This is a genomic window from Paenibacillus sp. GM2FR, assembly GCF_002803325.1.
Classification (GTDB): domain Bacteria; phylum Bacillota; class Bacilli; order Paenibacillales; family Paenibacillaceae; genus Paenibacillus_AQ; species Paenibacillus_AQ lautus.
Genome location: NZ_MKZM01000013.1, coordinates 21003 through 45610 on the forward strand (window position 1 = coordinate 21003; position 24608 = coordinate 45610).

Consider the following 24608-nt stretch of genomic DNA (forward strand, 5'->3'; position numbering starts at 1 on the left):
GTGACGTTGATTACCATACGTAGCAGAGAACTTCTCCGCCAGCTTTGGATTGACGAGCTTCTTTGTCGGTCATAACTCCCTTAGACGTGGAGATGATCGCAATACCCAAACCACCAAGTACGCGAGGTACTTCGTTGCTCTTCGTGTAAACGCGAAGACCTGGTTTGCTGATTCTTTTCAGACCTGTGATTACACGTTCGTTGTTGGAACCATATTTCAGGAATACACGAATGATCCCTTGTTTATTGTCTTCCACAAACTCTGCATCACGGATGAAGCCTTCACGCTTCAAAATGTCAGCGATTTGTTTTTTAATCGTCGAAGCAGGCATTTCTACTGTTTCGTGGCGAACCGTGTTCGCGTTACGAATACGAGTTAGCATATCTGCAATTGGATCGGACATAGTCATGTAGGATAAACCTCCTTCCCGTTTATAAACTTCTTACCAGCTTGCTTTTTTCACGCCAGGAATCTGGCCTTTATAAGCTAATTCACGGAAACAAATTCTGCAAATTTTAAACTTCTGCAGTACCGAATGTGGGCGACCACAACGTTCACAACGGGTATATGCCCGTACTTTGTATTTCGGTGTACGTTGTTGTTTAACTTTCATCGAAGTTTTTGCCACTTAGCCTGACACCTCCTAAATAGTTTCGGAGAAAAGGACAACCGTCTTATTTCGCGAAAGGCATGCCCAGCTGAGCAAGCAGTTCACGGGATTCTTCGTCGGTTTTAGCAGTCGTTACGATAACGATATCCATACCGCGAACTTTATCCACTTTGTCATACTCAATTTCAGGGAAAATGAGTTGCTCTTTCAGACCGAGCGTATAGTTACCGCGTCCGTCAAATGCTTTGGTGGACACGCCTTGAAAGTCACGTACACGTGGAAGTGTAACGTTGAACAGCTTGTCGAGGAAGTAGTACATACGCTCACCGCGCAATGTTACCTTCACACCGATTGGCATGTTCTCACGCAGTTTGAATCCCGCGATGGATTTCTTCGCACGGGTGATAACCGGTTTTTGACCAGCAATCAGCTGCATGTCGTTCACAGCGGAATCAAGCACCTTTGAGTTAGCTACAGCGTCACCTACACCCATGTTGATGACAACCTTCTCGATTTTTGGTACTTGCATTACTGTCTTATAGCTAAACTTCTGCATCAGAGCAGGAGTTACTTCGTTCAAAAAACGTTCTTTCATTCTTGCTGCCATGATTCAAGGACCTCCTTTCTAAACCGTCTTATTTATCGATAACTTCTCCGGATCTTTTTGCTACGCGAACTTTTTTGCCGTTGTCCAGTACTTTGTAACCGATACGGGTTACTTTTCCGCTCTTCGGATCAACGTGCATAACGTTCGATACATGGATCGGAGCTTCCTTCTCGATGATACCGCCTTGTGGGTTCATTTGGTTTGGCTTCTGGTGCTTCTTGATCATGTTCACACCTTCAACCAAAACACGATTTTCACGAGGGTACGCTGCGATGACACGGCCTTTTTTGCCTTTGTCTTTACCGCTGATGACGATAACTGTATCATCTTTTTTCACGTGCAGTTTGTTGCTATGGGATTCCAGAACTTTTTTCACTTTAGGCATTCGTTACACCTCCTATGACTAGCCAGTTCAACTATTTATCGGGTTCCCGAAAAGTTACGTCACTTTTTGGGGTGTTATTAGATTACTTCCGGAGCCAAGGAAACGATTTTCATGTAGTCTCTTTCGCGAAGTTCGCGAGCAACTGGTCCGAAAATACGAGTTCCGCGTGGGCTTCTGTCGTCTTTAACAACAACAGCTGCATTCTCGTCAAATGAGATGTAAGATCCGTCTTTACGACGTACAGAACGTTTCGTACGAACGACTACCGCTCTTACTACATCACCCTTTTTGACAACGCCGCCTGGTGTTGCTTGTTTGACGGAACATACGATCAAATCACCGATTTGAGCTGTACGACGACCAGTACCACCTAATACGCGGATACACATCAGTTCCTTCGCACCGGAGTTGTCAGCAACAGCTAAACGTGTAAATGGTTGAATCATTTAAATTTCCTCCTTCCATCAAAAACTGATCATATCTTAGATGATAACCGCTTTTTCAACCACTTCTACCAATCTCCAGCGCTTGTCTTTGGAGAGAGGGCGAGTTTCCATGATTTTAACGGTATCTCCGATTTGAGCTTGATTGTTCTCATCATGCGCTTTAAATTTTTTCGTGTATTTAATGCGTTTGTGATACAAGTCATGCTTCTTATAAGTTTCAACAGCTACAACAATGGTTTTATCCATTTTATCGCTGACAACTTTACCAATTTGCACTTTACGAGCATTGCGTTCTTCGCTCATTTGTTAGCCTCCTTCCTGAATACAGAACACGACGTTTCTGTTTCATTAACTAATCCCAAGTTCTCTTTCACGGATAACGGTTTTAGCACGAGCTATTTCTTTGCGAACGTCACGGATCCGAGTCGGGTTGTCAAGCTGGCCTGTGGCCAATTGAAAACGGAGGTTAAAGAGTTCCTCTTTAAATCCGGCGATTTTTTGCTCGATTTCTGCAGTGGTTAAGTTGCGCAGTTCATTAGCTTTCATTTGCTTCACCACCCACTTCTTCACGTTTCACAAACTTCGTTTTAACAGGCAGCTTGTGAGCGGCGAGACGCATCGCTTCGCGGGCGATTTCCTCGGACACGCCTCCAAGTTCAAACATGATCTTGCCTGGTTTTACAACGGCAACCCATTTCTCAACGTTACCTTTACCACTACCCATCCGCACTTCGAGAGGCTTTTGAGTAATCGGCTTATCTGGGAAAATCTTGATCCATACTTTACCGCCACGACGGATGTAACGAGTCATCGCGATACGAGCAGCTTCGATCTGACGGTTCGTGATCCAGCCTGGTTCTGTAGCTTGCAGACCGAATTCGCCGAAGTTCAGTTCAGTACCGCCTTTAGCTTGACCTCTCATATGGCCGCGCTGTTGTTTGCGGTGTTTTACACGTTTTGGTACCAACATGATTAGTTGCCTCCTTCCTGAGCAGCTTGTTTCTTAGCCGTAGGAAGAACCTCTCCACGATAGATCCATACTTTCACGCCGATACGGCCGTAAGTCGTATGCGCTTCTGCTGTACCATAGTCGATGTCTGCACGAAGCGTATGAAGTGGAACAGTTCCTTCACTGTAGCCTTCCGTACGAGCAATCTCGGCTCCGCCAAGACGTCCGCTGACCGATGTTTTAATCCCTTTTGCTCCAGAGCGCATAGTTCTTTGAATCGCTTGTTTCAGTGCACGACGGAAAGATACACGACGTTCCAACTGTTGTGCAATGCTTTCAGCAACAAGAATAGCGTCCAGTTCAGGGTTTTTGATTTCAGAAATGTTGATGTGAACTTTTTTACCGCCGGCAATTTTAGTCACTTGTCCGCGCAGTACTTCTACTTCGGAACCACCTTTACCGATAACCATACCTGGCTTCGCAGTGTGGATCGTCACGTTCACACGATTAGCCGCTCTCTCGATTTCGATACGGGATACAGCGGAGTCTTTCAATTTATTTTTCAGGTATTCACGGATTTTCACGTCTTCCAGCAAAAGATCACCGAAGTCTTTGCCTGCATACCATTTGGATTCCCAATCACGGATAATACCGATACGGAGTCCTACTGGATTTACCTTTTGGCCCACACGTTTTCCCTCCTTATTTTTCAGCTACCACCAAAGTAATGTGGCTGGTGCGTTTATTGATCCGGCTTGCACGTCCCATCGCACGCGGGCGGAAACGTTTCATAGTCGGTCCCTGGTTGACATAAGCTTGCGTCACAACCAATTTAGTTACATCCAAAGAGTAGTTATGCTCAGCGTTTGCGATAGCCGAGTTCAAAAGCTTCTCAACAACCGGAGATGCAGCTTTCGGAGTGTGACGAAGAATTGCGATCGCTTCGCCGACTTGCTTACCGCGGATCAAGTCAACAACGAGTTGAGCTTTACGAGGAGCAATACGAATCGATCTAGCATGTGCTTTTGCTTCCATATGTTTAACCTCCTCTCAAACAAAGAGCTTCATTAATTATCTTCTTGTTTTCTTATCATCTTCATGACCTTTGTAAGTACGAGTTGGAGCAAACTCACCCAACTTGTGTCCTACCATGTCCTCTGTTACATATACAGGTACATGCTTACGGCCATCGTATACTCCGAACGTGTGACCGATAAATTGCGGGAAAATAGTGGAGCGGCGGGACCAGGTTTTGATCACAGCCTTTTTGCTTGCGCTGTTCATGTCCTCCACTTTTTTGAGCAGATATCCGTCAATAAAAGGTCCTTTTTTCAAACTACGGCTCATATTGAAATCCTCCCTTCACCAAATTGTCTCGTTACCTTCGAGCCTGTCACGAAGTTATGCACTTAATCGCGCATTACTTCGTGCGGCGGCGAACGATATATTTGTCAGAAGCTTTACCTTTTTTACGTGTTTTGTAACCAAGGGTTGGTTTACCCCATGGAGACATAGGCGATTTACGTCCGATTGGAGCGCGGCCTTCACCACCACCGTGAGGGTGATCGTTAGGGTTCATTACCACACCACGTACTTCAGGGCGTTGTCCAAGCCAGCGGCTACGACCAGCTTTACCGATTTTGATCAACTCATGGTCTTGGTTACCCACAGAACCGATGGTTGCACGGCAAACTTTCAGGATGCGGCGAACTTCACCGGAAGAAAGACGAACAGTTACGTACTTATCTTCTTTACCGAGAAGTTGAGCTTCTGTACCAGCAGCACGAACCAATTGTCCGCCTTTACCTGGTTTCAATTCAATGTTGTGGATAACGGTACCTACCGGAATGTTTTCCAGTGGAAGTGCGTTACCGATCTTGATGTCAGCACCTACTCCAGATACTACTTGGTCTCCAACTTTCAGACCTTTAGGAGCGATGATATAACGCTTTTCACCATCTACATAGTGAATCAGAGCGATGTTGGAAGTACGGTTCGGGTCGTATTCGATTGTAGCAACGCGACCTGGAATGCCGTCTTTATTCCGTTTGAAGTCGATGATACGGTATTTACGCTTGTGTCCGCCGCCATGGTGACGAACCGTAATTTTACCTTGGTTGTTACGGCCAGCTGTTTTGCTCAGCGGAGCCAGCAACGATTTCTCCGGCTGATTCGTGGTGATTTCTTCGAAAGTCGACACGGACATGTTGCGTCGAGCCGGGGATGTCGGTTTATACTTTTTAATAGGCACTGAATTTTCCCTCCTTACTTAAAAAATTCTTATTCAACCGATTCAAAGAACTCGAGCGGTTTGCTGTCTGGAGCCAAAGTCACGATTGCCTTTTTCCATTCGGTTGTGTAACCGGAATAACGGCCATAACGCTTTGGTTTAGCAGGGACACGCATCGTATTCACGTTCGATACTTTAACTTTAAAAATAGCTTCGACAGCTTGCTTGATCTCGGTCTTGTTAGCACGGATATCCACTTCAAAAGCATATTTCAGCTCTGCCATGTAGTCAGCCGTACGTTCCGTGATCACCGGGCGCTTGATTATATCGCGTGGGTCTTTCATTACGCGAGCACCTCCTCTACCTTCTGAACTGCTTCCTTCGTAATGATCAGTTGATCGTACGACAGTACGTCAAGAACATTAATGCCGTCAGCCGCTACGAATTTCACACCAGGAATATTACGTGCGGAAAGGGCTACATTATCATCATAGCTTGGAGCAACGATCAGAGCTTTACGGCCTACTTTCAGGTTGCTAAGAATGTTAGCAAACTCTTTCGTTTTCGGCGTATTCAGCGTCAATTGATCCAATACGATAATTGCGTTGTCAATCACTTTGGAAGACAAAGCGGATTTGATAGCCAAACGACGGACTTTCTTAGGAAGTTTAAATGTGTAGCTGCGCGGAGTCGGTCCAAATACCACGCCGCCGCCTTTCCATTGTGGAGAACGGATCGAACCTTGACGAGCACGGCCAGTACCTTTTTGTTTCCAAGGCTTACGTCCGCCGCCGCGTACTTCAGAACGTCCCTTTACTTTGTGGGTACCGCGACGAAGGGAAGCGCGCTGCAGCAATACTGCGCTGTGCAGTACGTGTGCGTTCGGCTCGATGCCGAATACAGCTTCATTCAATTCTACTTCGCCAACTTGGCTACCGCTGACATTATAAAGTGCTACTTTAGGCATTGTTTGTTCCTCCTTTCTTTAGGCGATTATTTCTTCACCGTTTCTTTGATTTGAACAAAACCTTTTTTAGGTCCAGGAATGGAGCCTTTTACAAGGATTACGTTACGCTCTGCATCGACTTTAACAACCTCGAGCTTTTGAATCGTAACTGTCTCATTGCCCATGTGACCTGGCAGGCGTTTTCCTTTAGGAACACGGTTTGCCTGGATGGAACCCATGGAACCTGGTCTACGGTGATAACGGGAACCGTGAGACATTGGTCCGCGGCTTTGGCCCCAACGTTTGATTACACCTTGGAAACCTTTACCCTTGGAAATACCCGTTACGTCAACAAATTCGCCTTCTGCGAAGACATCAGCCTTCAGCTCTTGTCCAACCTCGACACTCGCGAGGTCAACACCGCGAATTTCGCGAACGTAGCGCTTAGGCGCAGTGTTTGCTTTTTTCGCATGGCCTGCTTCTGGTTTGTTAGATCTGTTCTCTTTCTTATCAGAGAAACCGACTTGAATCGCTTCGTATCCGTCGTTTTCCAGATCTTTCTTTTGAAGAACAACACAAGGACCTGCTTCGATAACCGTTACAGGAATTACAACACCCTCAGGGGTAAACACTTGAGTCATTCCGAGCTTTCTACCTAAGATACCTTTCATGTTGACACCTCTTTTCTCTTCTCTAATTCGTTATGCAATGCTTACAGTTTGATTTCGATATCTACACCGGACGGCAGGTCCAAGCGCATCAAGGCATCCACAGTTTGTGGAGTCGGGTTCACGATGTCGATCAAGCGTTTATGTGTACGCATTTCGAACTGTTCCCGAGAATCCTTATACTTGTGTACCGCACGGAGAATGGTAATTACTTGTTTCTCAGTTGGAAGCGGGATCGGACCGGATACACCAGCACCCGAACGTTTTGCTGTCTCAACAATTTTCTCAGCGGATTGATCAAGAACTCTGTGGTCGTATGCTTTCAAGCGAATACGAATTTTTTGCTTTGCCATTTTATTCCCTCCTTCTATCGCCCAATTTGGTATCGGACATACTCCGCGAAAATTTTCCAACCACCTGCCTCATGGCAAAGGGGCCGGGTGTGTCGGTAACCTCTCGCATCATCGCAACGTCGCAGAACAACATTCACTATTATATATAAAAGATAGGCGTATTGCAAGCACTAATTCATAATTAATATGTATTTGCATCTTTAACCGGAAGTTGCAGGACTTGGTTAATAGATTCCATCGTTTTCGCATATCATATTGTACCGGGATCTTTCTTCTATATAATAGATTGTCCCGAATCTAAGTACTGACATCCACCAGAGATTGTAAACAGGTAATTTGGGCTGAGTCCAATAGAAAAAGAGCCTGATCCAAAGGACCAGACTCTTTTATCAGGACATCACATTGTTGCTCGTTACAATACACTGTTGCTATATTCAAGGCTATTCGTAAGCCTTAATTATTTAATGATGGTAGCAACGGAACCAGCACCTACGGTACGGCCGCCTTCACGAATGGAGAATTTAGTTCCTTCTTCAATCGCGATTGGGTTGATCAGGTTAACCGTTACAGTGATGTTATCACCAGGCATAACCATTTCAGAACCCTCTGGCAAGTTGATCACACCAGTTACATCCGTAGTACGGAAGTAGAACTGTGGACGGTAGCCAGTGAAGAAAGGCTTATGACGTCCGCCTTCTTCTTTGCTCAGTACGTATACTTGAGCTGTGAACTCTGTGTGTGGTTTAACGGAAGCAGGCTTAGCAAGTACTTGACCGCGCTCGATTTGAGTACGCTCAACACCACGAAGCAATGCACCGATGTTGTCACCAGCTTGTGCGGAATCCAGCAATTTACGGAACATCTCAACGCCCGTAACAACGGATTTCTTAGTTTCTTCAGCGATACCAACGATTTCGATCTCGTCACCAACTTTGATCGTACCACGCTCTACACGACCTGTAGCAACGGTACCACGACCAGTGATGGAGAATACGTCCTCGACAGGCATCAAGAAAGGCTTGTCAGTGTCGCGCTCAGGCAATGGGATGTACTCGTCGATTGTTTTGAACATTTCAACGATTTTTTGTGCCCATTCGCCTTCTGGGTTTTGCAGAGCTTCACGAGCGGAACCACGAGTGATCGGAGTGTCGTCGCCTGGGAAGTCATACTCGCTCAGCAGGTCGCGAACTTCCATCTCAACCAATTCCAAGAGCTCTTCGTCTTCAACCATGTCGCATTTGTTCAAGAATACAACGATGTAAGGAACGCCTACTTGGCGGGACAACAGGATGTGCTCGCGAGTTTGCGGCATTGGGCCGTCAGCTGCGGATACAACCAGGATCGCTCCGTCCATTTGAGCAGCACCAGTGATCATGTTTTTAACATAGTCAGCGTGACCTGGGCAGTCAACGTGTGCATAGTGACGAGTATCAGTTTCGTATTCAACGTGGGAAGTCGAAATTGTGATACCGCGCTCGCGCTCTTCTGGAGCTTTGTCGATTTGGTCGAAAGACATTGCAGCACCACCGTAAGTTTTGGACAATACAGATGTGATTGCAGCTGTCAAAGTTGTTTTACCATGGTCAACGTGACCGATAGTACCGATGTTAACATGGGGTTTCGTACGTTCGTATTTAGCCTTTGCCATTTGAACAATTCCTCCTTAAGGGGATATATATGTTAGGCCGGAAGCGGAGTTAACGGGATGTTGGTCCCGCCTCCTATCCAGCAGGTAAAACGTTATTACTCTCCGCCTTTGATCTTGGACACAATTTCATCGGAGATATTCTTAGGAACTTCTTCGTAATGGGAGAGTTCCATGGAGAACACACCGCGTCCTTGTGTACCGGAGCGAAGGGTAGTGGAGTAACCGAACATTTCGGAAAGAGGCACTTTCGCACGGATAATTTGAGTACCACCACGGGAGTCCATACCTTCGATACGTCCACGGCGGGAGTTCAGCATACCCATTACGTCGCCCATGTATTCCTCAGGCACGGTAACTTCAACTTTCATGATTGGCTCAAGCAGGACAGGCTTACACTTGTCTTTAGCTGCTTTCAAAGCCATGGAACCGGCGATTTTAAACGCCATTTCATTGGAGTCAACATCATGGTACGAACCGTCGACGATCGTTGCTTTAACGTCAACAAGCGGGAAGCCGGCGAGTACACCGTTCTTCATTTGCTCTTCAATACCTTGCTGTGCAGGACCAATGTATTCTCTTGGTACCGAACCACCGACAACTTTGCTGTCGAATTGGTTACCGCTACCTGGTTCCAGAGGTTCGAACTCAACCCATACGTGACCGTATTGTCCACGACCACCGGACTGACGAACGAATTTACCTTCAACGCGAGCTGGTGTACGGAATGTTTCGCGGTAAGCTACCTGTGGTTTACCCACGTTAGTTTCTACCTTGAACTCACGACGCATACGGTCGATGATGATGTCCAAGTGAAGCTCACCCATACCTGCCAGGATCGTTTGGCCTGTTTCTTCATCAGTATGCGCACGAAGAGTTGGATCCTCTTCAGTCAACTTACCGAGAGCCACACCCATTTTATCTTGGTCAGCTTTTGTTTTAGGCTCAACTGCGATTTCGATAACCGGATCAGGGAAGTTCATGGACTCCAAGATAACCGGGTTTTTCTCATCACATAGTGTATCACCTGTACCCGTATCTTTCAAACCTACGGCAGCTGCGATATCTCCGGCGAACACTTCGGAAATTTCTTGACGGCTGTTCGCATGCATTTGAAGGATACGACCAATGCGCTCACGCTTGCCTTTAGTTGCATTCAGTACGTAAGAGCCGGATTGCAGTACACCGGAATATACGCGGAAGAATGTCAGCTTACCAACATAAGGGTCCGTAGCGATTTTGAATGCCAAAGCCGAGAACGGCTCTTCATCGGAAGAATGCCGAATAGCTTCAGTTCCGTCTTCAAGGGTACCCTTGATGTCTGGAACGTCAGTTGGAGCCGGCAAATAATCGATTACGGCATCAAGCATCAACTGAACACCTTTGTTACGGTAAGAAGATCCACAGATAACCGGGAAGATCTTAACTTCGACAACACCTTTACGCAGAGCAGCTTTCAACTCAGCGATGGTGATTTCTTCACCTTCAAGATATTTCATTGTCAAGTCTTCGTCAAGTTCTGCTACCTTCTCAACCAACTCGTTGCGAAGCTCTTCCACTTGATCCTTGAATTCTGCTGGAATTTCGGTTTCTTCGATATTTTGACCGAGGTCATCCTTATACATATAAGCTTTTTCCTCGATAATATCGATGATGCCAATGAAATCATTCTCTGCACCGATCGGAAGCTGAATCGCTACCGCATTCGCTTGCAGACGCTCTCTCATATCTTTAACTACGTTCAAGTAGTCGGCACCGATAATATCCATTTTGTTTACGTATGCGATCCGCGGAACTCCATAACGGTCTGCTTGTCTCCAAACCGTCTCCGACTGAGGTTCAACGCCCTCTTTCGCACTGAATACACCTACTGCCCCATCCAATACACGAAGGGAACGTTCAACTTCTACTGTGAAGTCAACGTGCCCCGGGGTGTCGATAATATTAACGCGATGACCCTTCCAAGAAGCGGTAGTCGCAGCGGATGTAATCGTGATACCGCGCTCCTGCTCCTGCTCCATCCAGTCCATTGTAGCTGCACCCTCGTGAACTTCCCCGATTTTGTGCGTACGGCCTGTATAGAACAAAATCCGCTCTGTAGTGGTCGTTTTACCAGCGTCAATATGCGCCATGATCCCGATATTACGTGTATTTTTCAAGGAGAACTCTCTTGTCGCCATGCGAATAGTCTCCCTTCAAAATTAGAAGTATTAATTAGTTGCTGGATCCTACCAACGGTAGTGAGCAAACGCTTTGTTCGCTTCAGCCATTTTGTGTGTATCTTCGCGTTTCTTAACGGAAGCGCCTGTGTTGTTGGAAGCATCGATGATCTCAGCCGCCAAACGCTCTTCCATGGTTTTCTCGCCGCGGTTGCGGGAGTAGTTTACGAGCCAACGTAATCCAAGGGATGTACGTCTCTCTGGTTTAACTTCGATCGGAACCTGGTAGTTAGCACCGCCGACACGACGAGCTTTTACTTCCAATACTGGCATGATGTTCTTGATAGCTGCTTCAAACACTTCCATCGGATCATTACCAGTACGTTCCTTGATGATGTTGAATGAATTGTAAAGGATGCTTTGAGCAACACCTCTTTTACCATCCAACATGATGCGGTTGATCAGACGAGTTACCAGCTTGCTGTTATACACTGGATCTGGCAGCACGTCTCTTTTAGTTACTGGACCTTTGCGTGGCATGGATATCCCCCTTTCTTCAGTCATGAGTCATGTTACGAAAACATGAGCATCAATTAGCTTTTTGCTTTAGGACGCTTCGTGCCGTATTTGGAACGAGCTTGCATCCGGTTGTTTACACCAGCGGTATCAAGTGCGCCGCGAACGATATGGTAACGTACACCCGGAAGGTCTTTTACCCGTCCACCGCGAACCAATACAACACTGTGCTCTTGCAAGTTATGTCCGATACCCGGAATGTAAGCCGTCACCTCAATGCGGTTCGTCAAGCGAACACGAGCATATTTACGAAGTGCGGAGTTCGGTTTTTTTGGCGTCATTGTACCTACACGAGTGCATACACCGCGTTTTTGCGGAGCGCTCAAGTCGGTCTCCTCACGTTTCAAAGCGTTAAAACCTTTTTGAAGAGCTGGAGATTTCGATTTGTAAACTTTGGCTTGACGGCCCTTGCGAACCAGTTGGTTAATTGTTGGCATGCTAGCCACCCCCTTCCCGTATTTATCATTCGATTACAAACCCCGTTTAAGTCCACAGACCCAGGCGGTTCATAAAAGAACAAATGAAAAGTTTTTGCCGAGAGAAGTAACGTCTTCTCCAACAAAAACGATTTCTCAAATCATGATTTCAAGACAGCTACCATAGCTGCACCAACTTCAATACCGCATGCTTCTCCAAGCTCTATCATCGTGGGTACATAGTTGATATGCACGCCATTCTTATCACACTCGGATACGACTTTTGAAATCAAACGTTGGTCGCAATCTTCGGCCACATAAACCTCTGCAGCCAAACCGGATTCAACGGCCTTCATCGTTTGTTTGGTGCCAATCTTGATGTGTGCATCCTGTAATCCTTTATCATTAGACATAAGTCATTCCTCCAAAAGAACAGGGAACAAAGAAACTATTCACGCACCTTTGCTATATTAGCATCTGCCCTAATCGATGTCAAGCTATTAAATGAGGAAAAAAGAAACTTTGGGACGGAGAGCTTCCGCATCTTAAGATACGGAAATTCCCCATCACCTGACTGTCTCTTAATCTATAGAAGCTGTTTCGAGTTCCTGACTTTCGTCATTCACATCGTTTTGTCCCGTGAACTTCACGCTGCGATAACGGTTCATACCGGTACCTGCAGGGATCAGTTTACCGATGATAACATTCTCTTTCAGACCAAGCAGCTGATCGACTTTACCTTTAATGGCAGCGTCAGTCAACACGCGAGTCGTCTCCTGGAAGGAGGCTGCTGACAAGAACGAATCGGTTTCGAGAGATGCTTTTGTAATCCCGAGGAGAACCGGTTTGGCAACCGCAGGTTCTTTCCCGGAGAGAATAGCATCTTTATTTGCTGCTTCGTATTCATGCATATCCACGAAGGAGCCTGGCAGCAGGTTCGTATCTCCCGCATCAACGATACGGAATTTACGCAGCATCTGTCTGATCATAACTTCAACGTGTTTATCGTTAATTTCTACGCCTTGGTTACGGTATACGCGTTGTACTTCCTGTAGGATGTAGTTCTGCACGCCACGGATACCTTTGATGCGAAGCATTTCCTTCGGATCAATGGAACCATCGGTCAGTTCATCCCCGGCTTCAATTTGCTTGCCTTCGCTTACGCGCAGACGAGAGCCATAGGTAACCGCGTAAACCTTAGTCTCAGCTTCACCTTGTATTTCGATTTCACGACGGTCTTTCGTTTCGCGGATCTCTTTAACCACGCCGTCGATCTCACTAATGGTCGCTTGACCTTTAGGATTACGGGCTTCAAAGAGCTCCTGGATACGCGGAAGACCTTGCGTAATATCATCACCGGCAACGCCGCCTGTGTGGAACGTACGCATCGTGAGCTGTGTTCCCGGTTCGCCGATGGATTGAGCCGCGATAATACCAACCGCTTCACCAATCTCAACATGCTTACCAGTAGCCAGGTTACGACCGTAACATTTTTTGCAGACGCCATAACGTGCACGACAGCTCAAGATGGAACGGATTTGAAGCTTCTCAACGCCAGCTGCTACGATTTCTTCAGCTTTGTCGGAGTCAATCAATTCGTTACGATTTACGATGATCTCTTTCGTTTCCGGATGGCGGACGGTTTCAAATGCATAACGTCCCTCAATACGGTCATAGAGATCCTCGATAACTTCTTTACCGTCCTGAATACGGCTAACCGTAAAGCCTTTATCCGTGCTGCACTCATCTTCGCGAACGATAACATCCTGGGCTACGTCAACAAGTCGACGAGTCAAGTAACCGGAGTCAGCGGTACGAAGCGCTGTATCGGCAAGTCCTTTACGCGCACCGTGCGTGGACAGGAAGTACTCGAGTACCGTCAGTCCTTCACGGAAGTTCGATTTGATTGGGAGTTCGATGATACGTCCCGACGGGTTCGCCATCAGACCCCGCATACCGCCGAGCTGAGTGATCTGCGATTTGTTACCCCGTGCTTTCGAATCAACCATGAGCATGATGGAGTTAAAGCGGTCCATCGATTTCATGAGTACATCCGTAATATCGTCCTTGGTCTTGGACCAGATATCGATAACACGGTCATAACGTTCTTCATTCGTAATCAAGCCGCGGCGATATTGGTTCGTTACCACTTTAACCTTCTCGTCGGACTCTTTCAGAATTTCATTCTTCTCGTCAGGTACGATAACGTCGGATACCGCAACGGTTACGCCTGCACGAGTAGAGTAGGTGAAACCGAGCTGCTTGATTTTATCCAAAATCACAGAGGTTTCCGTGGTATGGTACGTTTCGAAGCAGCGTGCAATGATGGAACCCAGATATTCCTTACCAACAGCACCGCTGATTGGCAGTTCCTGAATCACTTTTTGAATATCTGCGCCCTTCTCGTATACGAAATACTTCTCAGGCGTGCCTTGCAGCAAGTTCGTACGAGTCGCTTCATTGATGTAAGGGAAGCTGGCAGGGAAAATCTCGTTAAAGATAATCCGGCCGATCGTCGTAACCAAAATCGCATCCTGCTGTTTTTCCGTAAAGCTGGTCTTGCCCAGGGCTTTAACCGGAATCGCTACGCGTGCATGCAGACCGGCTGCTTCACGCTGATAAGCGGAAACCGCTTCGTTCACGCTGCCCAGAATCATGCCGGTACCTTTCTCTTCCTTGTTATCCATCGTCAGATAGAAGGAACCCAGTACCATATCCTGAGACGGCGTAACAACCGGCTTGCCGTCTTTCGGGTTCAGAATGTTACCCGATGCCAGCATCAACAGACGCGCTTCAGCTTGAGCTTCAGCGGACAAAGGAACGTGAACCGCCATTTGGTCACCGTCAAAGTCAGCGTTATATGCTGTACATACGAGCGGATGGAGACGGATCGCATGGCCCTCAACCAGAATCGGTTCAAATGCTTGAATACCGAGTCTGTGAAGCGTCGGTGCACGGTTCAGAAGAACCGGATGCTCTTTAATGACCTCTTCGAGCACATCCCATACTTCTGGACTTACACGTTCTACTTTGCGTTTCGCACTCTTGATATTATGAGCCAGGCCTTTGTTGACCAGTTCTTTCATAACGAACGGCTTGAAGAGCTCAAGCGCCATTTTCTTAGGCAGACCGCACTGGTACATTTTCAGGTAAGGACCTACAACGATAACGGAACGACCGGAATAGTCAACCCGTTTACCGAGCAAGTTCTGACGGAAACGTCCTTGTTTACCTTTCAGCATGTGGCTGAGGGATTTAAGCGGACGGTTACCTGGGCCTGTGACCGGACGACCGCGACGGCCGTTATCGATCAATGCATCGACAGCTTCCTGCAGCATGCGCTTCTCGTTCTGTACGATAATATCCGGCGCGCCGAGATCCAGCAGTCTTTTCAGACGGTTGTTCCGGTTAATAACACGACGGTACAGATCGTTCAAGTCGGAGGTCGCAAAGCGTCCACCATCAAGTTGAACCATCGGGCGAAGCTCCGGCGGAATGACCGGCAGCACATCCATGATCATCCACTCCGGATTGTTGCCGGAGTTACGGAACGCCTCAATCACTTCCAGGCGTTTGATGGCCCGGTTGCGGCGCTGACCCTGTGCAGTGCGCAGTTCTTCCTTAAGGAACTCAAGCTCCTTGTCAACATCGATGTCTTGAAGAAGCTTCTTAACCGCTTCAGCACCCATGCCGGCCTGGAATCCGTAGCCGTACTTCTCACGATAGCTGCGATATTCCTTCTCGGACAACAGCTGCTTCTTCTCCAGCGGTGTATCTCCTGGATCGGTTACAACATAAGATGCGAAGTAAATGATCTCTTCCAGAGATCTTGGGGACATATCCAGAGCCAGACCCATACGGCTTGGAATGCCTTTGAAATACCAAATATGCGATACAGGAGCCGCAAGCTCGATATGGCCCATCCGTTCACGACGGACTTTAGCGCGTGTTACTTCAACGCCACAGCGATCGCAGACTACTCCTTTATAACGGACACGCTTATACTTACCGCAATGACATTCCCAGTCCTTCTGCGGACCGAAAATCCGCTCACAGAACAGGCCTTCTTTCTCCGGCTTCAATGTACGGTAGTTAATCGTTTCCGGCTTCTTCACCTCTCCGCGAGACCAAGAGCGAATTTTTTCCGGTGAAGCAAGACCGATTTTCATGTACTCAAAATTGTTAACGTCCAACAAGGAGCAACCCTCCTCAACCTAGTCCTATTTATGTGCTATACGACCATAACACCACCGCCGACTTATAAGCCGACGGGGGTGAATGATTGACCGTTATTCCACTCCGACTTCAGTGCCTTCCAAGTTAAGGCTCAGTTTATCACCTTGAGCATCGTCTTCGTCGTCGAGTTCTTTCATCTCGATTTCCTCTTCATTCTCGCTCAGGATTTTGACGTCCATACCGAGAGACTGAAGCTCTTTAATCAATACCTTGAACGATTCAGGAACACCCGGTTCCGGAACGTTCTCGCCCTTGACGATGGATTCGTAGGTTTTCACCCGGCCGACCACGTCATCCGACTTGACGGTAAGAATTTCTTGCAGCGTATAGGCAGCACCGTAAGCTTCAAGTGCCCACACTTCCATCTCACCGAAGCGCTGTCCGCCGAACTGAGCTTTACCACCCAGCGGCTGCTGCGTAACGAGTGAGTATGGTCCCGTAGAACGGGCGTGAATTTTATCATCAACCATGTGCGCGAGCTTGATCATGTGCATGACGCCGACGGTAACTTCACGTTCAAAACGTTCACCCGTCCGTCCGTCGTACAATACGGTCTTACCATTGCGCTGCATGCCTGCTTCTTCCATCGTATCAAACACGTCATACTCGCTTGCACCGTCAAATACCGGTGAAGCCACGTGAATGCCGAGTTGGAGCGCAGCCATACCCAAGTGAACCTCGAGCACCTGACCGATGTTCATCCGTGACGGAACCCCTAGAGGGTTCAACACAACTTGAACCGGCGTGCCATCTGGCAGGAACGGCATATCTTCTTCAGGCAAAATACGGGCAACGACACCTTTGTTACCGTGACGTCCGGCCATTTTGTCACCTTCGGAGATTTTACGTTTCTGTGCGATGTAAACGCGAACCAGTTGGTTAACGCCCGGCGGCAATTCGTCGCCGTTCTCACGTGTAAACACCTTAACATCTACGATGATCCCGTCACTACCGTGAGGAACGCGCAGCGAGGTATCGCGTACTTCGCGAGCCTTCTCACCGAAGATCGCATGCAGGAGACGCTCTTCTGCCGTCAGTTCGGTTACACCCTTAGGTGTTACCTTACCCACGAGGATGTCTCCGGCGCTGATTTCGGCACCGATGCGGATGATTCCGCGCTCGTCAAGGTTCTTCAACGCTTCTTCCCCTACGTTAGGAATATCACGCGTAATTTCTTCCGGTCCAAGCTTCGTGTCACGAGCCTCGGATTCGTACTCCTCGATATGAATCGAAGTGTACACGTCCTCTTTGACCAGTTTCTCGGAGAGAAGAATCGCATCCTCGTAGTTGTAACCTTCCCAAGTCATGAACGCAACAACGACGTTGCGGCCCAGTGCCAATTCACCCATCTCTGTGGATGGACCGTCTGCGAGGATGTCACCTTTTTTGATTACATCGCCGCGTTTAACGATTGGACGTTGGTTGATGCATGTTCCTTGGTTCGAACGCATAAATTTGTGTAATTTATGTTTAATAAGATCGCCTTTGACTTCTTGTCCGTCGACATTTTCCACACGGCGAACCCAGATTTCATTAGCGGATGAACGTTCGATAATCCCGTCATATTTGGACACAATACATACACCGGAGTCTTTTGCAGACTTGTGTTCCATTCCGGTTCCGACCAGCGGAGCTTTAGGAATAAGAAGCGGAACAGCCTGCCGCTGCATGTTGGATCCCATCAGCGCGCGGTTGGAGTCATCGTTCTCAAGGAACGGAATGAGCGCCGTCGCTACCGACACGACCTGCTTAGGCGATACATCCATGTAGTCTACACGGTCGCTCGGCATAGGAAGGATGTTATCGGATTGCTTGTTATAACGGACGATAACCATTTCGTCAGCGAAGGTTCCGTCTTCGTTGAGTTCGGCGTTCGCCTGGGCAACGATATAGTTATCCTCTTCATCTGCAGTCAGGTAATCGATTTGGTCCGTTACTTTACCGGTCTTCGGATCCACCCAACGATACGGAGCTTCAATGAAGCCATATTCGTTGATGCGCGCAAACGTCGACAAGGAGTTGATCAGACCGATGTTCGGTCCCTCCGGCGTCTCGATCGGACACATACGGCCATAGTGACTGTGGTGAACGTCCCGCACTTCAAAGCCCGCACGCTCACGCGTCAAACCGCCGGGTCCGAGAGCAGACAGACGACGTTTATGCGTCAGTTCCGCAAGCGGGTTCGTCTGATCCATGAACTGGGACAGCTGGGAGCTGCCGAAGAACTCTTTAATCGATGCGATAACCGGACGTATGTTGATGAGAGCCTGCGGCGTAATCACATTAGCATCCTGAATCGACATTCTTTCACGAACGACACGTTCCATCCGGGACAAACCGATACGGAACTGATTTTGAAGCAATTCGCCTACGGAGCGCAGACGACGGTTACCCAGGTGGTCGATATCATCCGTGTTGCCGATTCCATGCAGCAAGTTGATGAAGTAGCTGATGGAAGAAATGATATCTGCCTGCGTAATATGCTTCACGGATTTATCAATGTTTGCGTTCGCGATGACCTTCACGACTTTTGCATCCTCGATTGGAGAGAATACATCGATCGTTTGCAGCGGGATATCCTCGCTGTCCATTACGCCGCCGGTAACATGATAATTCTTAAAGCCTACGCTCTTCTCAAGGTAAGGCATGATCTCGTCCAAAAGACGGCGATCTACGGTTTGACCAGCTTCCGCAATGATCTCACCCGTATCGGTGTCTATCAAACTCTCTGCCAAACGTTGATTAAAGAGACGGTTCTTAATATGAAGCTTCTTGTTGATCTTGTAGCGACCAACGTTAGCCAAATCATAACGCTTCGGATCGAAGAAACGGGCAACGAGAAGGCTCTTCGCATTCTCCAGTGTTGGCGGCTCGCCCGGACGAAGGCGTTCATAGATTTCGATGAGCGCTTTTTCCGTAGAGTCGGTGTTGTCTTTATCCAGCGTGTTTTGAATATATTCATCATTGCCCAGAAGATCCAGAATCTCGGCATCTGTACCAAAACCAAGTGCACGTAAAAGTACCGTTACAGGGATTTTACGGGTGCGGTCGATCCGGACATAGATAATGTCCTTCGCGTCCATCTCCAGTTCCAGCCAAGCGCCGCGGTTAGGGATAACTGTTGCAGTGTACGTCGTCTTACCGTTTTTATCCACTTTTGTGCTGAAATAGACGCTGGGAGAGCGAACCAACTGGCTGACAATAACCCGTTCGGCACCATTGATAATGAATGTTCCGGTTTCCGTCATTAACGGGAAGTCTCCCATGAACACTTCCTGCTCCTTGACCTCTCCGGTCTCCTTGTTAATGAGCCGGACTTTCACGCGGAGCGGCGCCGCATAAGTAACGTCGCGTTCTTTCGCGTCATCGACGGTGTATTTCGGTTCTCCAAGGCTGTAGTCAATGAACTCTAGTACCAAATTACCTGTGAAATCCTGGATCGGCGAGATGTCCTGGAACATTTCGCGGAGCCCTTCCTCCAAAAACCATTCATAAGATTTTTGTTGGATTTCAATCAGGTTCGGAACTTCGAGTACCTCGTTAATACGAGCATAACTTCGCCGAGTGCGTCGACCATATTGAACAAGATGTCCTGCCAACTTAAACTCACCCCTCATGTCTACTCACTTTAAAAATTTCATTGCGAACCTCTGTTTGTAACACTATAATGGAACATACAGAGTACACTCCCATAAATAGAGAAAAGCCCTTATCGAATACCTTTTCGAAAAAAGAGCAGCTTATCCATGGTTATGATAATCATCTCATATCCTGTAGATTTGCCCAAAATGTACATATTATACGTCAATATGATCGACTTTATGCATCTTTCCACACATTAAGTCTTGACATTTCAGTCAACTAAAGACAAAGAGACCATCCTAATACTGACATTTTATAATAATACCATACCAGCATACCCAAGTCAACAGCCTAGTCGAACTATTTTAAGAAGATTTAGTCGCTTTAAATATCCGGTATCCTTTATCCTTCGTTACTTCCTCTACCTGATGAAATAAACTCTCCAGTTTCGCTTTCGCTGAAGGCGCGCCTTGCTTCTTCTGAATCACAACCCACAGCTGCCCATCCTCGCGCAAATGCTTCCACGATTCTTCGAATATGGCATGTACCGTCTCTTTCCCGGCACGAATCGGCGGATTGGTTAGAACCACGTCAAATTGCTGACCCTGCACCGCAGCAAACAAATCGCTCTCCAAGATGGTCACATTGGATATACCGTTACGTTTTGCATTCTCCTTGGCTAATTCGACAGCACGGCTATTGATGTCGATCATCGTCACATGGCCTTGCGCAGCCATTCTTGCCGCCGACAAACCGATCGGACCATATCCGCAGCCTACATCCAACACTTCGGCATGCTGGTTAAAGTTCATAGCCTCTATTAATACCTTGCTGCCATAATCCACGCCGCTCTTAGAGAATACGCCCGCGTCACTGATAAAGTTGAAAGTCTGCCCCCGAAGCTCCGTCTTTAACTCCTTACGGTCATGAGCCATTTCCGGCTGATTCGAGTAATAATGTTGATTCGGCATCATTTCCTCCGTCTTGAATCAAAGTCTGCCCGCCTGAGCTATTTCGCTCTTAGGCGCTCTTATCCCCAGTATAACCTTTCTTGCGGTGAATCAGTACCCCGTGATCTCCCCGCCACAATAACAAACCCCTTGAACAAATATTCAAGGGGTTTGTTTCTTGCTGCGTGAATCTCAAGAAGCTAATTACTTAACTTCTACGGATGCGCCTGCTTCTTCCAATTTAGCTTTAACAGCTTCTGCTTCTTCTTTAGCTACTTTTTCTTTCAATGGTTTTGGAGCGTTGTCAACCAGTTCTTTTGCTTCTTTCAAGCCAAGACCTGTGATTTCGCGAACCACTTTGATTACGTTGATTTTGGACGCGCCTGCGCTAGTCAGGATTACGTCAAATTCGGATTGCTCAGCAGCTTCAGCTGCACCAGCGCCACCTACAACAGCTACTGGAGCTGCAGCAGTTACACCAAATTCTTCTTCGATTGCTTTTACGAGATCGTTCAGTTCCAGAACGGACATACCTTTAATTGCTTCCAAGATTTGCTCTTTGCTCATTGGGTTGAACCTCCATTTATTATTAAGATTTTATAGTTGTTGTTACACAGCTTTAGCAAGACAAAGCTTATGCGCCTTGTTCTTCCTTCTCAGCAACAGCCTTAACTGCAAGCGCGAAGTTGCGCACTGGAGCTTGAAGCACGCTGAGGAGCATGGAGAGGAGACCTTCGCGGGACGGAAGTTCTGCCAGAGCTTTAATTTCGCTCTCTCCGATTACACGGCCTTCTACTACGCCGCCTTTCAATTTCAACGCGTCGTTTTTCTTAGCAAAATCGTTGAGGATTTTTGCTGGAGCGACAGCGTCATTGGTACCAAATGCAACAGCTGTTGGACCAGTCAAGACTTCGTCCAGATCAGTCAGCTCTGCTGCCGCAGTTGCACGGCGAAGCAGCGTGTTTTTCAGTACTTGGAACTCGACGCCAGCTTCACGAAGCTGTTTACGAAGTTCAGTTACTTGCGCAACGTTCAGTCCGCGATAGTCAGCAACTACTGTCGATACGCTTTCGCGCAGCTTAGCAGCAACGACATCAACCGCTTCTTGTTTCGCTTGAATCACTTTTGCGTTTGCCAATGATTACACCTCCTGGTTGTATTAGTAGCGTAAGAGCACCAAGCTCTCCACTCTTCCTACGGGCACTAAAAAAGCCTCCGTAGAATCACGAAGGCCTGATGAATCATCATTTGGCCGGTGTAACCGGACAAATTGTTGACGTTCTATCATAACACCTCGGTAGGAAATTAAGCCTGCTTAGGGCACCTACTGTCTACGGTAAGCATATTCAACTTTAAGGGTCAGTCTCGAAGACTCACAACTGTTACATAATATCAAACCTCATTGACCAAAGTCAATGGTAATATTATCTGTAAACGGTTGTGTTCACGCGAGCGCTTGGTCCCATTGTCGAGGAAACCGCGATACCTTTCAGGTATACACCTTTAGCAGCAGCTGGTTTCGCACGATTCAATGCATCGATGAGAGCTTTAAGGTTCTCATTCAGTTGAGCTGCATCGAAAGACACTTTGCCGATTGGCGCGTGAATTTGACCTGCTTTGTCCAGACGGTACTCGATTTTACCGGCTTTGATTTCTTGAACAGCCTTAGCAACATCGAATGTAACCGTACCAGCTTTAGGGTTAGGCATCAGGCCTTTACCACCGAGCAGACGGCCAAGTTTACCGACTTCACTCATCATATCAGGTGTAGCTACGCAGACATCGAACTCGAACCAGCCTTGTTGAATTTTGTTGATCATGTCTTGATCGCCAACAAAATCAGCGCCAGCAGCTTCTGCCTCTTTCGCTTTTTCACCTTTTGCAAATACCAGAACGCGTTGTGTTTTACCTGTGCCGTGAGGCAAGACAACAACACCACGAACAGCCTGGTCTTGTTTACGTGGGTCTACACCCAAACGTACAGCCGCTTCAACAGTTTCGTCAAATTTGGCAGTTGCAGCCTTCTTCACAAGCTCTACAGCTTCCAAAGGCTCATAAGTTGCTTCGCTGTCAATCAGCTTCGCAGCTTCAACGTATTTCTTACCGTGTTTAGCCATGTTTGTTTTCCTCCTTTGTGGTGTTAGCGGAAATTCCTCCCACATAATCCGAACCTAGTCCGGTTTCAATCGAAAGACAATTAGTCTTCGATTGTGATACCCATACTACGGGCAGTACCTTCTACCATCTTCATTGCAGCTTCAACAGATGCAGCGTTCAGGTCAGGCATTTTTGTTTCAGCGATTTGACGAACAGCGTCACGCTTAACGGTAGCAACTTTCTTCTTGTTAGGCTCGCCGGATCCTTTTTCGATCTTAGCAGCCACACGAAGCAGAACAGCAGCCGGTGGAGTTTTAGTGATGAATGTAAAGGAACGATCTTCAAACACCGAAATTTCAACCGGAATGATCAGACCAGCTTGATCAGCAGTACGTGCGTTGAACTCTTTACAGAATGCCATGATGTTGACACCCGCTTGACCCAATGCAGGACCTACTGGAGGAGCCGGATTCGCTTTACCTGCAGGAATTTGCAGTTTCACAATCTTGATAACTTTCTTAGCCATGGTTGACACCTCCTTGCATCAATAGTGGTAGCGGACGCTTTGATACGCCCTCCCACAAGAAACCTGAAGAATTAGATCTTCTCCACTTGAGTATAATCCAACTCCAGCGGGGTTTCCCGTCCAAACATGTTGACGTGAACTTTCAACTTGCTCTTTTCAGCCAAAATCTCTTCCACGGAGCCCACAAAATTCGCAAAAGGACCAACCTTGATACGAACGGATTCCTTGATGTCGAATTCGATCTTCGGTTTCGGCTCTTCCATGCCCATATGCTTCAGAATCTGTTCTACTTCTTCTGGAAGCAAAGGCGTCGGTTTAGAACCGGACCCTGTCGAACCAACAAAACCGGTCACTCCTGGTGTATTGCGGACAACATACCAAGAATCATCGGTCTGAATCATTTCGACCAAGACATATCCCGGGTAAACTTTACGCATGACGGTTTTTTTCTTGCCGTCTTTGTTTACGATTTCTTCTTCCATCGGAACAAGAACGCGGAATATTTTGTCCTCCATGCCCATGGACTCGACACGTTTTTCCAAATTGGCTTTGACTTTATTCTCATACCCAGAGTAGGTATGAACTACGTACCATCTTTTTTCCATATCAAGCCACCTGGGACCCTTCTAAATTATCGCTTCGATCACAGCGGAAATACCGATGTCTACAACCCAAAAATAAATCGTGACAAACACAATGGTGCCGAGAACAATTAAAGTATAGTTCGTCAGTTCTTTACGATTAGGCCAGCGAACTTTTTTAAGTTCCGCCCAGCTTTCAGAGAAAAAGGAAAACAGAGACTTGAAACCACGTTTCACGCCGACTACACCTCCAAAAGAAAACTATCTGGTTTCGCGATGAGGAGTTTGCTCGTTACAGAACTTGCAAAATTTCTTCATCTCCATGCGGTCGGGGTGATTTCGCTTGTTTTTGGTGGTTGTGTAGTTTCTTTGTTTGCAGCTTGTACAAGCCAAAGTGATAATTACCCGCATGATGTGCACCTCCCGAAGACGTCCTTCTTTGTCAGAAGAATCGATATTGATCCTAGTAGAAACAACCTTGTTCTCATCGAAACCCGGTTATTTCTGCGAGATGAATAAAACCGTTGTTCCAAAAGCTGTAACAACGATCCATTCATAAAACACGCGAATTTAGGCCTACCTAAAACACTTTATCACAAGGATAGCGCCATTTCAAGCCTTTTTCTCTCTGATTGCGGGCTGCAAT

At 47.2% G+C, this 24608-nt stretch carries 31 protein-coding genes and 1 other annotated feature; all 31 genes read right to left on the reverse strand.

The genetic code is table 11. From position 1 onward, the window contains the following. Nucleotides 1–10: 10 nt before the first annotated feature. The 31 genes from rpsH to rpmG all read right to left on the reverse strand — a co-directional run bounded on the left by rpsH (nt 11) and on the right by rpmG (nt 24373). Nucleotides 11–409 carry a 30S ribosomal protein S8 gene (gene rpsH, locus PAEVO_RS32420; RefSeq protein WP_006212908.1) on the reverse strand — a complete coding sequence of 133 codons (399 nt, stop codon included), beginning with the start codon at nt 407–409 and terminating at the stop codon, nt 11–13. Nucleotides 410–442: 33 nt separating this feature from the next. Next, on the reverse strand, nt 443–628 hold the full coding sequence (locus tag PAEVO_RS32425) for a type Z 30S ribosomal protein S14 (RefSeq protein WP_074961883.1): 186 nt from the start codon (nt 626–628) through the stop codon (nt 443–445). A gap of 46 nt (nt 629–674) precedes the next feature. Continuing rightward, the gene (rplE, locus tag PAEVO_RS32430; RefSeq protein WP_007132558.1) at nt 675–1217 is read right to left on the reverse strand and encodes a 50S ribosomal protein L5; all 543 of its coding nucleotides are present in this window, start codon (nt 1215–1217) and stop codon (nt 675–677) included. 28 nt (nt 1218–1245) lie between these two features. Then, the gene (gene rplX, locus PAEVO_RS32435) at nt 1246–1602 is read right to left on the reverse strand and encodes a 50S ribosomal protein L24 (protein WP_006212910.1); all 357 of its coding nucleotides are present in this window, start codon (nt 1600–1602) and stop codon (nt 1246–1248) included. 77 nt (nt 1603–1679) lie between these two features. Beyond that, nucleotides 1680–2048 carry a 50S ribosomal protein L14 gene (rplN, locus tag PAEVO_RS32440; RefSeq protein ID WP_006212911.1) on the reverse strand — a complete coding sequence of 123 codons (369 nt, stop codon included), beginning with the start codon at nt 2046–2048 and terminating at the stop codon, nt 1680–1682. Between the two features lie 36 nt (nt 2049–2084). After that, nucleotides 2085–2351, reverse strand: coding sequence for a 30S ribosomal protein S17 (gene rpsQ, locus PAEVO_RS32445; RefSeq protein WP_009589223.1), 267 nt, complete (start codon nt 2349–2351; stop codon nt 2085–2087). Between the two features lie 45 nt (nt 2352–2396). Further along, complete coding sequence (gene rpmC / locus PAEVO_RS32450; RefSeq protein WP_007132561.1) at nt 2397–2594, reverse strand: 50S ribosomal protein L29; 198 nt, start codon at nt 2592–2594, stop codon at nt 2397–2399. Then, nucleotides 2584–3018: a 50S ribosomal protein L16 gene (rplP, locus tag PAEVO_RS32455; RefSeq protein WP_009589221.1), complete on the reverse strand. Its 435-nt coding sequence runs from the start codon at nt 3016–3018 to the stop codon at nt 2584–2586. The genes rpmC and rplP overlap by 11 nt, the downstream gene beginning before the upstream one ends. Nucleotides 3019–3020: 2 nt before the next feature. Then, on the reverse strand, nt 3021–3686 hold the full coding sequence (rpsC, locus tag PAEVO_RS32460) for a 30S ribosomal protein S3 (protein WP_006212915.1): 666 nt from the start codon (nt 3684–3686) through the stop codon (nt 3021–3023). 13 nt (nt 3687–3699) lie between these two features. Beyond that, entirely contained in the window at nt 3700–4032 is a 333-nt protein-coding gene (rplV, locus tag PAEVO_RS32465; RefSeq protein WP_015737624.1) for a 50S ribosomal protein L22, read from the reverse strand. A gap of 36 nt (nt 4033–4068) precedes the next feature. After that, nucleotides 4069–4344 carry a 30S ribosomal protein S19 gene (rpsS, locus tag PAEVO_RS32470; RefSeq protein ID WP_023964919.1) on the reverse strand — a complete coding sequence of 92 codons (276 nt, stop codon included), beginning with the start codon at nt 4342–4344 and terminating at the stop codon, nt 4069–4071. 73 nt (nt 4345–4417) lie between these two features. Beyond that, nucleotides 4418–5248, reverse strand: a complete 831-nt coding sequence (gene rplB / locus PAEVO_RS32475; protein WP_006212918.1) for a 50S ribosomal protein L2 — start codon at nt 5246–5248, stop codon at nt 4418–4420. Between the two features lie 29 nt (nt 5249–5277). After that, the gene (gene rplW / locus PAEVO_RS32480; RefSeq protein ID WP_100541549.1) at nt 5278–5571 is read right to left on the reverse strand and encodes a 50S ribosomal protein L23; all 294 of its coding nucleotides are present in this window, start codon (nt 5569–5571) and stop codon (nt 5278–5280) included. After that, nucleotides 5571–6194 carry a 50S ribosomal protein L4 gene (rplD, locus tag PAEVO_RS32485; RefSeq protein WP_009589231.1) on the reverse strand — a complete coding sequence of 208 codons (624 nt, stop codon included), beginning with the start codon at nt 6192–6194 and terminating at the stop codon, nt 5571–5573. The genes rplW and rplD overlap by 1 nt, the downstream gene beginning before the upstream one ends. A 26-nt stretch (nt 6195–6220) precedes the next feature. After that, a complete protein-coding gene (gene rplC, locus PAEVO_RS32490) occupies nt 6221–6844 on the reverse strand; it encodes a 50S ribosomal protein L3 (RefSeq protein WP_009589211.1) in 624 nt (207 codons plus the stop codon). 41 nt (nt 6845–6885) lie between these two features. Then, the gene (gene rpsJ / locus PAEVO_RS32495) at nt 6886–7194 is read right to left on the reverse strand and encodes a 30S ribosomal protein S10 (RefSeq protein ID WP_009589214.1); all 309 of its coding nucleotides are present in this window, start codon (nt 7192–7194) and stop codon (nt 6886–6888) included. Nucleotides 7195–7651: 457 nt separating this feature from the next. Further along, nucleotides 7652–8842 (reverse strand): elongation factor Tu, encoded by a 1191-nt coding sequence (tuf, locus tag PAEVO_RS32500; protein WP_100541550.1) that lies wholly within the window; start codon nt 8840–8842, stop codon nt 7652–7654. 95 nt (nt 8843–8937) lie between these two features. Continuing rightward, nucleotides 8938–11019, reverse strand: a complete 2082-nt coding sequence (gene fusA / locus PAEVO_RS32505; RefSeq protein ID WP_100541551.1) for an elongation factor G — start codon at nt 11017–11019, stop codon at nt 8938–8940. A 48-nt stretch (nt 11020–11067) separates the two neighbouring features. Continuing rightward, nucleotides 11068–11538, reverse strand: coding sequence for a 30S ribosomal protein S7 (gene rpsG, locus PAEVO_RS32510; protein WP_006212929.1), 471 nt, complete (start codon nt 11536–11538; stop codon nt 11068–11070). Nucleotides 11539–11591: 53 nt separating this feature from the next. Next, nucleotides 11592–12011 carry a 30S ribosomal protein S12 gene (rpsL, locus tag PAEVO_RS32515; protein WP_006212930.1) on the reverse strand — a complete coding sequence of 140 codons (420 nt, stop codon included), beginning with the start codon at nt 12009–12011 and terminating at the stop codon, nt 11592–11594. A 140-nt stretch (nt 12012–12151) separates the two neighbouring features. After that, complete coding sequence (locus PAEVO_RS32520; protein ID WP_006212931.1) at nt 12152–12403, reverse strand: ribosomal L7Ae/L30e/S12e/Gadd45 family protein; 252 nt, start codon at nt 12401–12403, stop codon at nt 12152–12154. Nucleotides 12404–12571: 168 nt separating this feature from the next. Further along, the gene (gene rpoC / locus PAEVO_RS32525) at nt 12572–16186 is read right to left on the reverse strand and encodes a DNA-directed RNA polymerase subunit beta' (RefSeq protein WP_100541552.1); all 3615 of its coding nucleotides are present in this window, start codon (nt 16184–16186) and stop codon (nt 12572–12574) included. Between the two features lie 93 nt (nt 16187–16279). Next, on the reverse strand, nt 16280–19825 hold the full coding sequence (rpoB, locus tag PAEVO_RS32530; RefSeq protein WP_100541553.1) for a DNA-directed RNA polymerase subunit beta: 3546 nt from the start codon (nt 19823–19825) through the stop codon (nt 16280–16282). Between the two features lie 348 nt (nt 19826–20173). Further along, complete coding sequence (locus tag PAEVO_RS32535) at nt 20174–20779, reverse strand: class I SAM-dependent methyltransferase (RefSeq protein WP_100541554.1); 606 nt, start codon at nt 20777–20779, stop codon at nt 20174–20176. A 183-nt stretch (nt 20780–20962) separates the two neighbouring features. Next, nucleotides 20963–21325, reverse strand: coding sequence for a 50S ribosomal protein L7/L12 (gene rplL, locus PAEVO_RS32540; RefSeq protein ID WP_076326231.1), 363 nt, complete (start codon nt 21323–21325; stop codon nt 20963–20965). A 67-nt stretch (nt 21326–21392) separates the two neighbouring features. After that, the gene (rplJ, locus tag PAEVO_RS32545; protein WP_009591975.1) at nt 21393–21896 is read right to left on the reverse strand and encodes a 50S ribosomal protein L10; all 504 of its coding nucleotides are present in this window, start codon (nt 21894–21896) and stop codon (nt 21393–21395) included. Between the two features lie 58 nt (nt 21897–21954). Continuing rightward, nucleotides 21955–22113: a sequence feature (ribosomal protein L10 leader region), on the reverse strand. A gap of 69 nt (nt 22114–22182) precedes the next feature. Continuing rightward, the gene (rplA, locus tag PAEVO_RS32550; protein ID WP_009591966.1) at nt 22183–22875 is read right to left on the reverse strand and encodes a 50S ribosomal protein L1; all 693 of its coding nucleotides are present in this window, start codon (nt 22873–22875) and stop codon (nt 22183–22185) included. A gap of 80 nt (nt 22876–22955) precedes the next feature. Beyond that, entirely contained in the window at nt 22956–23381 is a 426-nt protein-coding gene (rplK, locus tag PAEVO_RS32555; protein ID WP_076326233.1) for a 50S ribosomal protein L11, read from the reverse strand. 71 nt (nt 23382–23452) lie between these two features. Beyond that, nucleotides 23453–23986, reverse strand: a complete 534-nt coding sequence (nusG, locus tag PAEVO_RS32560) for a transcription termination/antitermination protein NusG (protein WP_006212939.1) — start codon at nt 23984–23986, stop codon at nt 23453–23455. A 21-nt stretch (nt 23987–24007) separates the two neighbouring features. Continuing rightward, nucleotides 24008–24199 carry a preprotein translocase subunit SecE gene (secE, locus tag PAEVO_RS32565; RefSeq protein ID WP_006212940.1) on the reverse strand — a complete coding sequence of 64 codons (192 nt, stop codon included), beginning with the start codon at nt 24197–24199 and terminating at the stop codon, nt 24008–24010. A gap of 24 nt (nt 24200–24223) precedes the next feature. Continuing rightward, a complete protein-coding gene (gene rpmG / locus PAEVO_RS32570) occupies nt 24224–24373 on the reverse strand; it encodes a 50S ribosomal protein L33 (protein ID WP_006212941.1) in 150 nt (49 codons plus the stop codon). Between the last annotated feature and the right edge of the window lie 235 nt (nt 24374–24608).

Excerpts from the sequence above, each read along its gene's own strand:
- rpsH (WP_006212908.1), bottom strand. The coding sequence starts at position 409 with ATGACTATGTCCGATCCAATTGCAGATATGCTAACTCGTATTCGTAAC.
- rplE (WP_007132558.1), bottom strand. The coding sequence starts at position 1,217 with ATGGCAGCAAGAATGAAAGAACGTTTTTTGAACGAAGTAACTCCTGCT.
- rplX (WP_006212910.1), bottom strand. The coding sequence starts at position 1,602 with ATGCCTAAAGTGAAAAAAGTTCTGGAATCCCATAGCAACAAACTGCAC.
- rplN (WP_006212911.1), bottom strand. The coding sequence starts at position 2,048 with ATGATTCAACCATTTACACGTTTAGCTGTTGCTGACAACTCCGGTGCG.
- rpsQ (WP_009589223.1), bottom strand. The coding sequence starts at position 2,351 with ATGAGCGAAGAACGCAATGCTCGTAAAGTGCAAATTGGTAAAGTTGTC.
- rpmC (WP_007132561.1), bottom strand. The coding sequence starts at position 2,594 with ATGAAAGCTAATGAACTGCGCAACTTAACCACTGCAGAAATCGAGCAA.
- rplP (WP_009589221.1), bottom strand. The coding sequence starts at position 3,018 with ATGTTGGTACCAAAACGTGTAAAACACCGCAAACAACAGCGCGGCCAT.
- rplV (WP_015737624.1), bottom strand. The coding sequence starts at position 4,032 with ATGGAAGCAAAAGCACATGCTAGATCGATTCGTATTGCTCCTCGTAAA.
- rpsS (WP_023964919.1), bottom strand. The coding sequence starts at position 4,344 with ATGAGCCGTAGTTTGAAAAAAGGACCTTTTATTGACGGATATCTGCTC.
- rplW (WP_100541549.1), bottom strand. The coding sequence starts at position 5,571 with ATGAAAGACCCACGCGATATAATCAAGCGCCCGGTGATCACGGAACGT.
- rplD (WP_009589231.1), bottom strand. The coding sequence starts at position 6,194 with ATGCCTAAAGTAGCACTTTATAATGTCAGCGGTAGCCAAGTTGGCGAA.
- rplC (WP_009589211.1), bottom strand. The coding sequence starts at position 6,844 with ATGAAAGGTATCTTAGGTAGAAAGCTCGGAATGACTCAAGTGTTTACC.
- rpsJ (WP_009589214.1), bottom strand. The coding sequence starts at position 7,194 with ATGGCAAAGCAAAAAATTCGTATTCGCTTGAAAGCATACGACCACAGA.
- tuf (WP_100541550.1), bottom strand. The coding sequence starts at position 8,842 with ATGGCAAAGGCTAAATACGAACGTACGAAACCCCATGTTAACATCGGT.
- fusA (WP_100541551.1), bottom strand. The coding sequence starts at position 11,019 with ATGGCGACAAGAGAGTTCTCCTTGAAAAATACACGTAATATCGGGATC.
- rpsG (WP_006212929.1), bottom strand. The coding sequence starts at position 11,538 with ATGCCACGCAAAGGTCCAGTAACTAAAAGAGACGTGCTGCCAGATCCA.
- rpsL (WP_006212930.1), bottom strand. The coding sequence starts at position 12,011 with ATGCCAACAATTAACCAACTGGTTCGCAAGGGCCGTCAAGCCAAAGTT.
- PAEVO_RS32520 (WP_006212931.1), bottom strand. The coding sequence starts at position 12,403 with ATGTCTAATGATAAAGGATTACAGGATGCACACATCAAGATTGGCACC.
- PAEVO_RS32535 (WP_100541554.1), bottom strand. The coding sequence starts at position 20,779 with ATGCCGAATCAACATTATTACTCGAATCAGCCGGAAATGGCTCATGAC.
- rplL (WP_076326231.1), bottom strand. The coding sequence starts at position 21,325 with ATGAGCAAAGAGCAAATCTTGGAAGCAATTAAAGGTATGTCCGTTCTG.
- rplA (WP_009591966.1), bottom strand. The coding sequence starts at position 22,875 with ATGGCTAAACACGGTAAGAAATACGTTGAAGCTGCGAAGCTGATTGAC.
- rplK (WP_076326233.1), bottom strand. The coding sequence starts at position 23,381 with ATGGCTAAGAAAGTTATCAAGATTGTGAAACTGCAAATTCCTGCAGGT.
- nusG (WP_006212939.1), bottom strand. The coding sequence starts at position 23,986 with ATGGAAAAAAGATGGTACGTAGTTCATACCTACTCTGGGTATGAGAAT.
- rpmG (WP_006212941.1), bottom strand. The coding sequence starts at position 24,373 with ATGCGGGTAATTATCACTTTGGCTTGTACAAGCTGCAAACAAAGAAAC.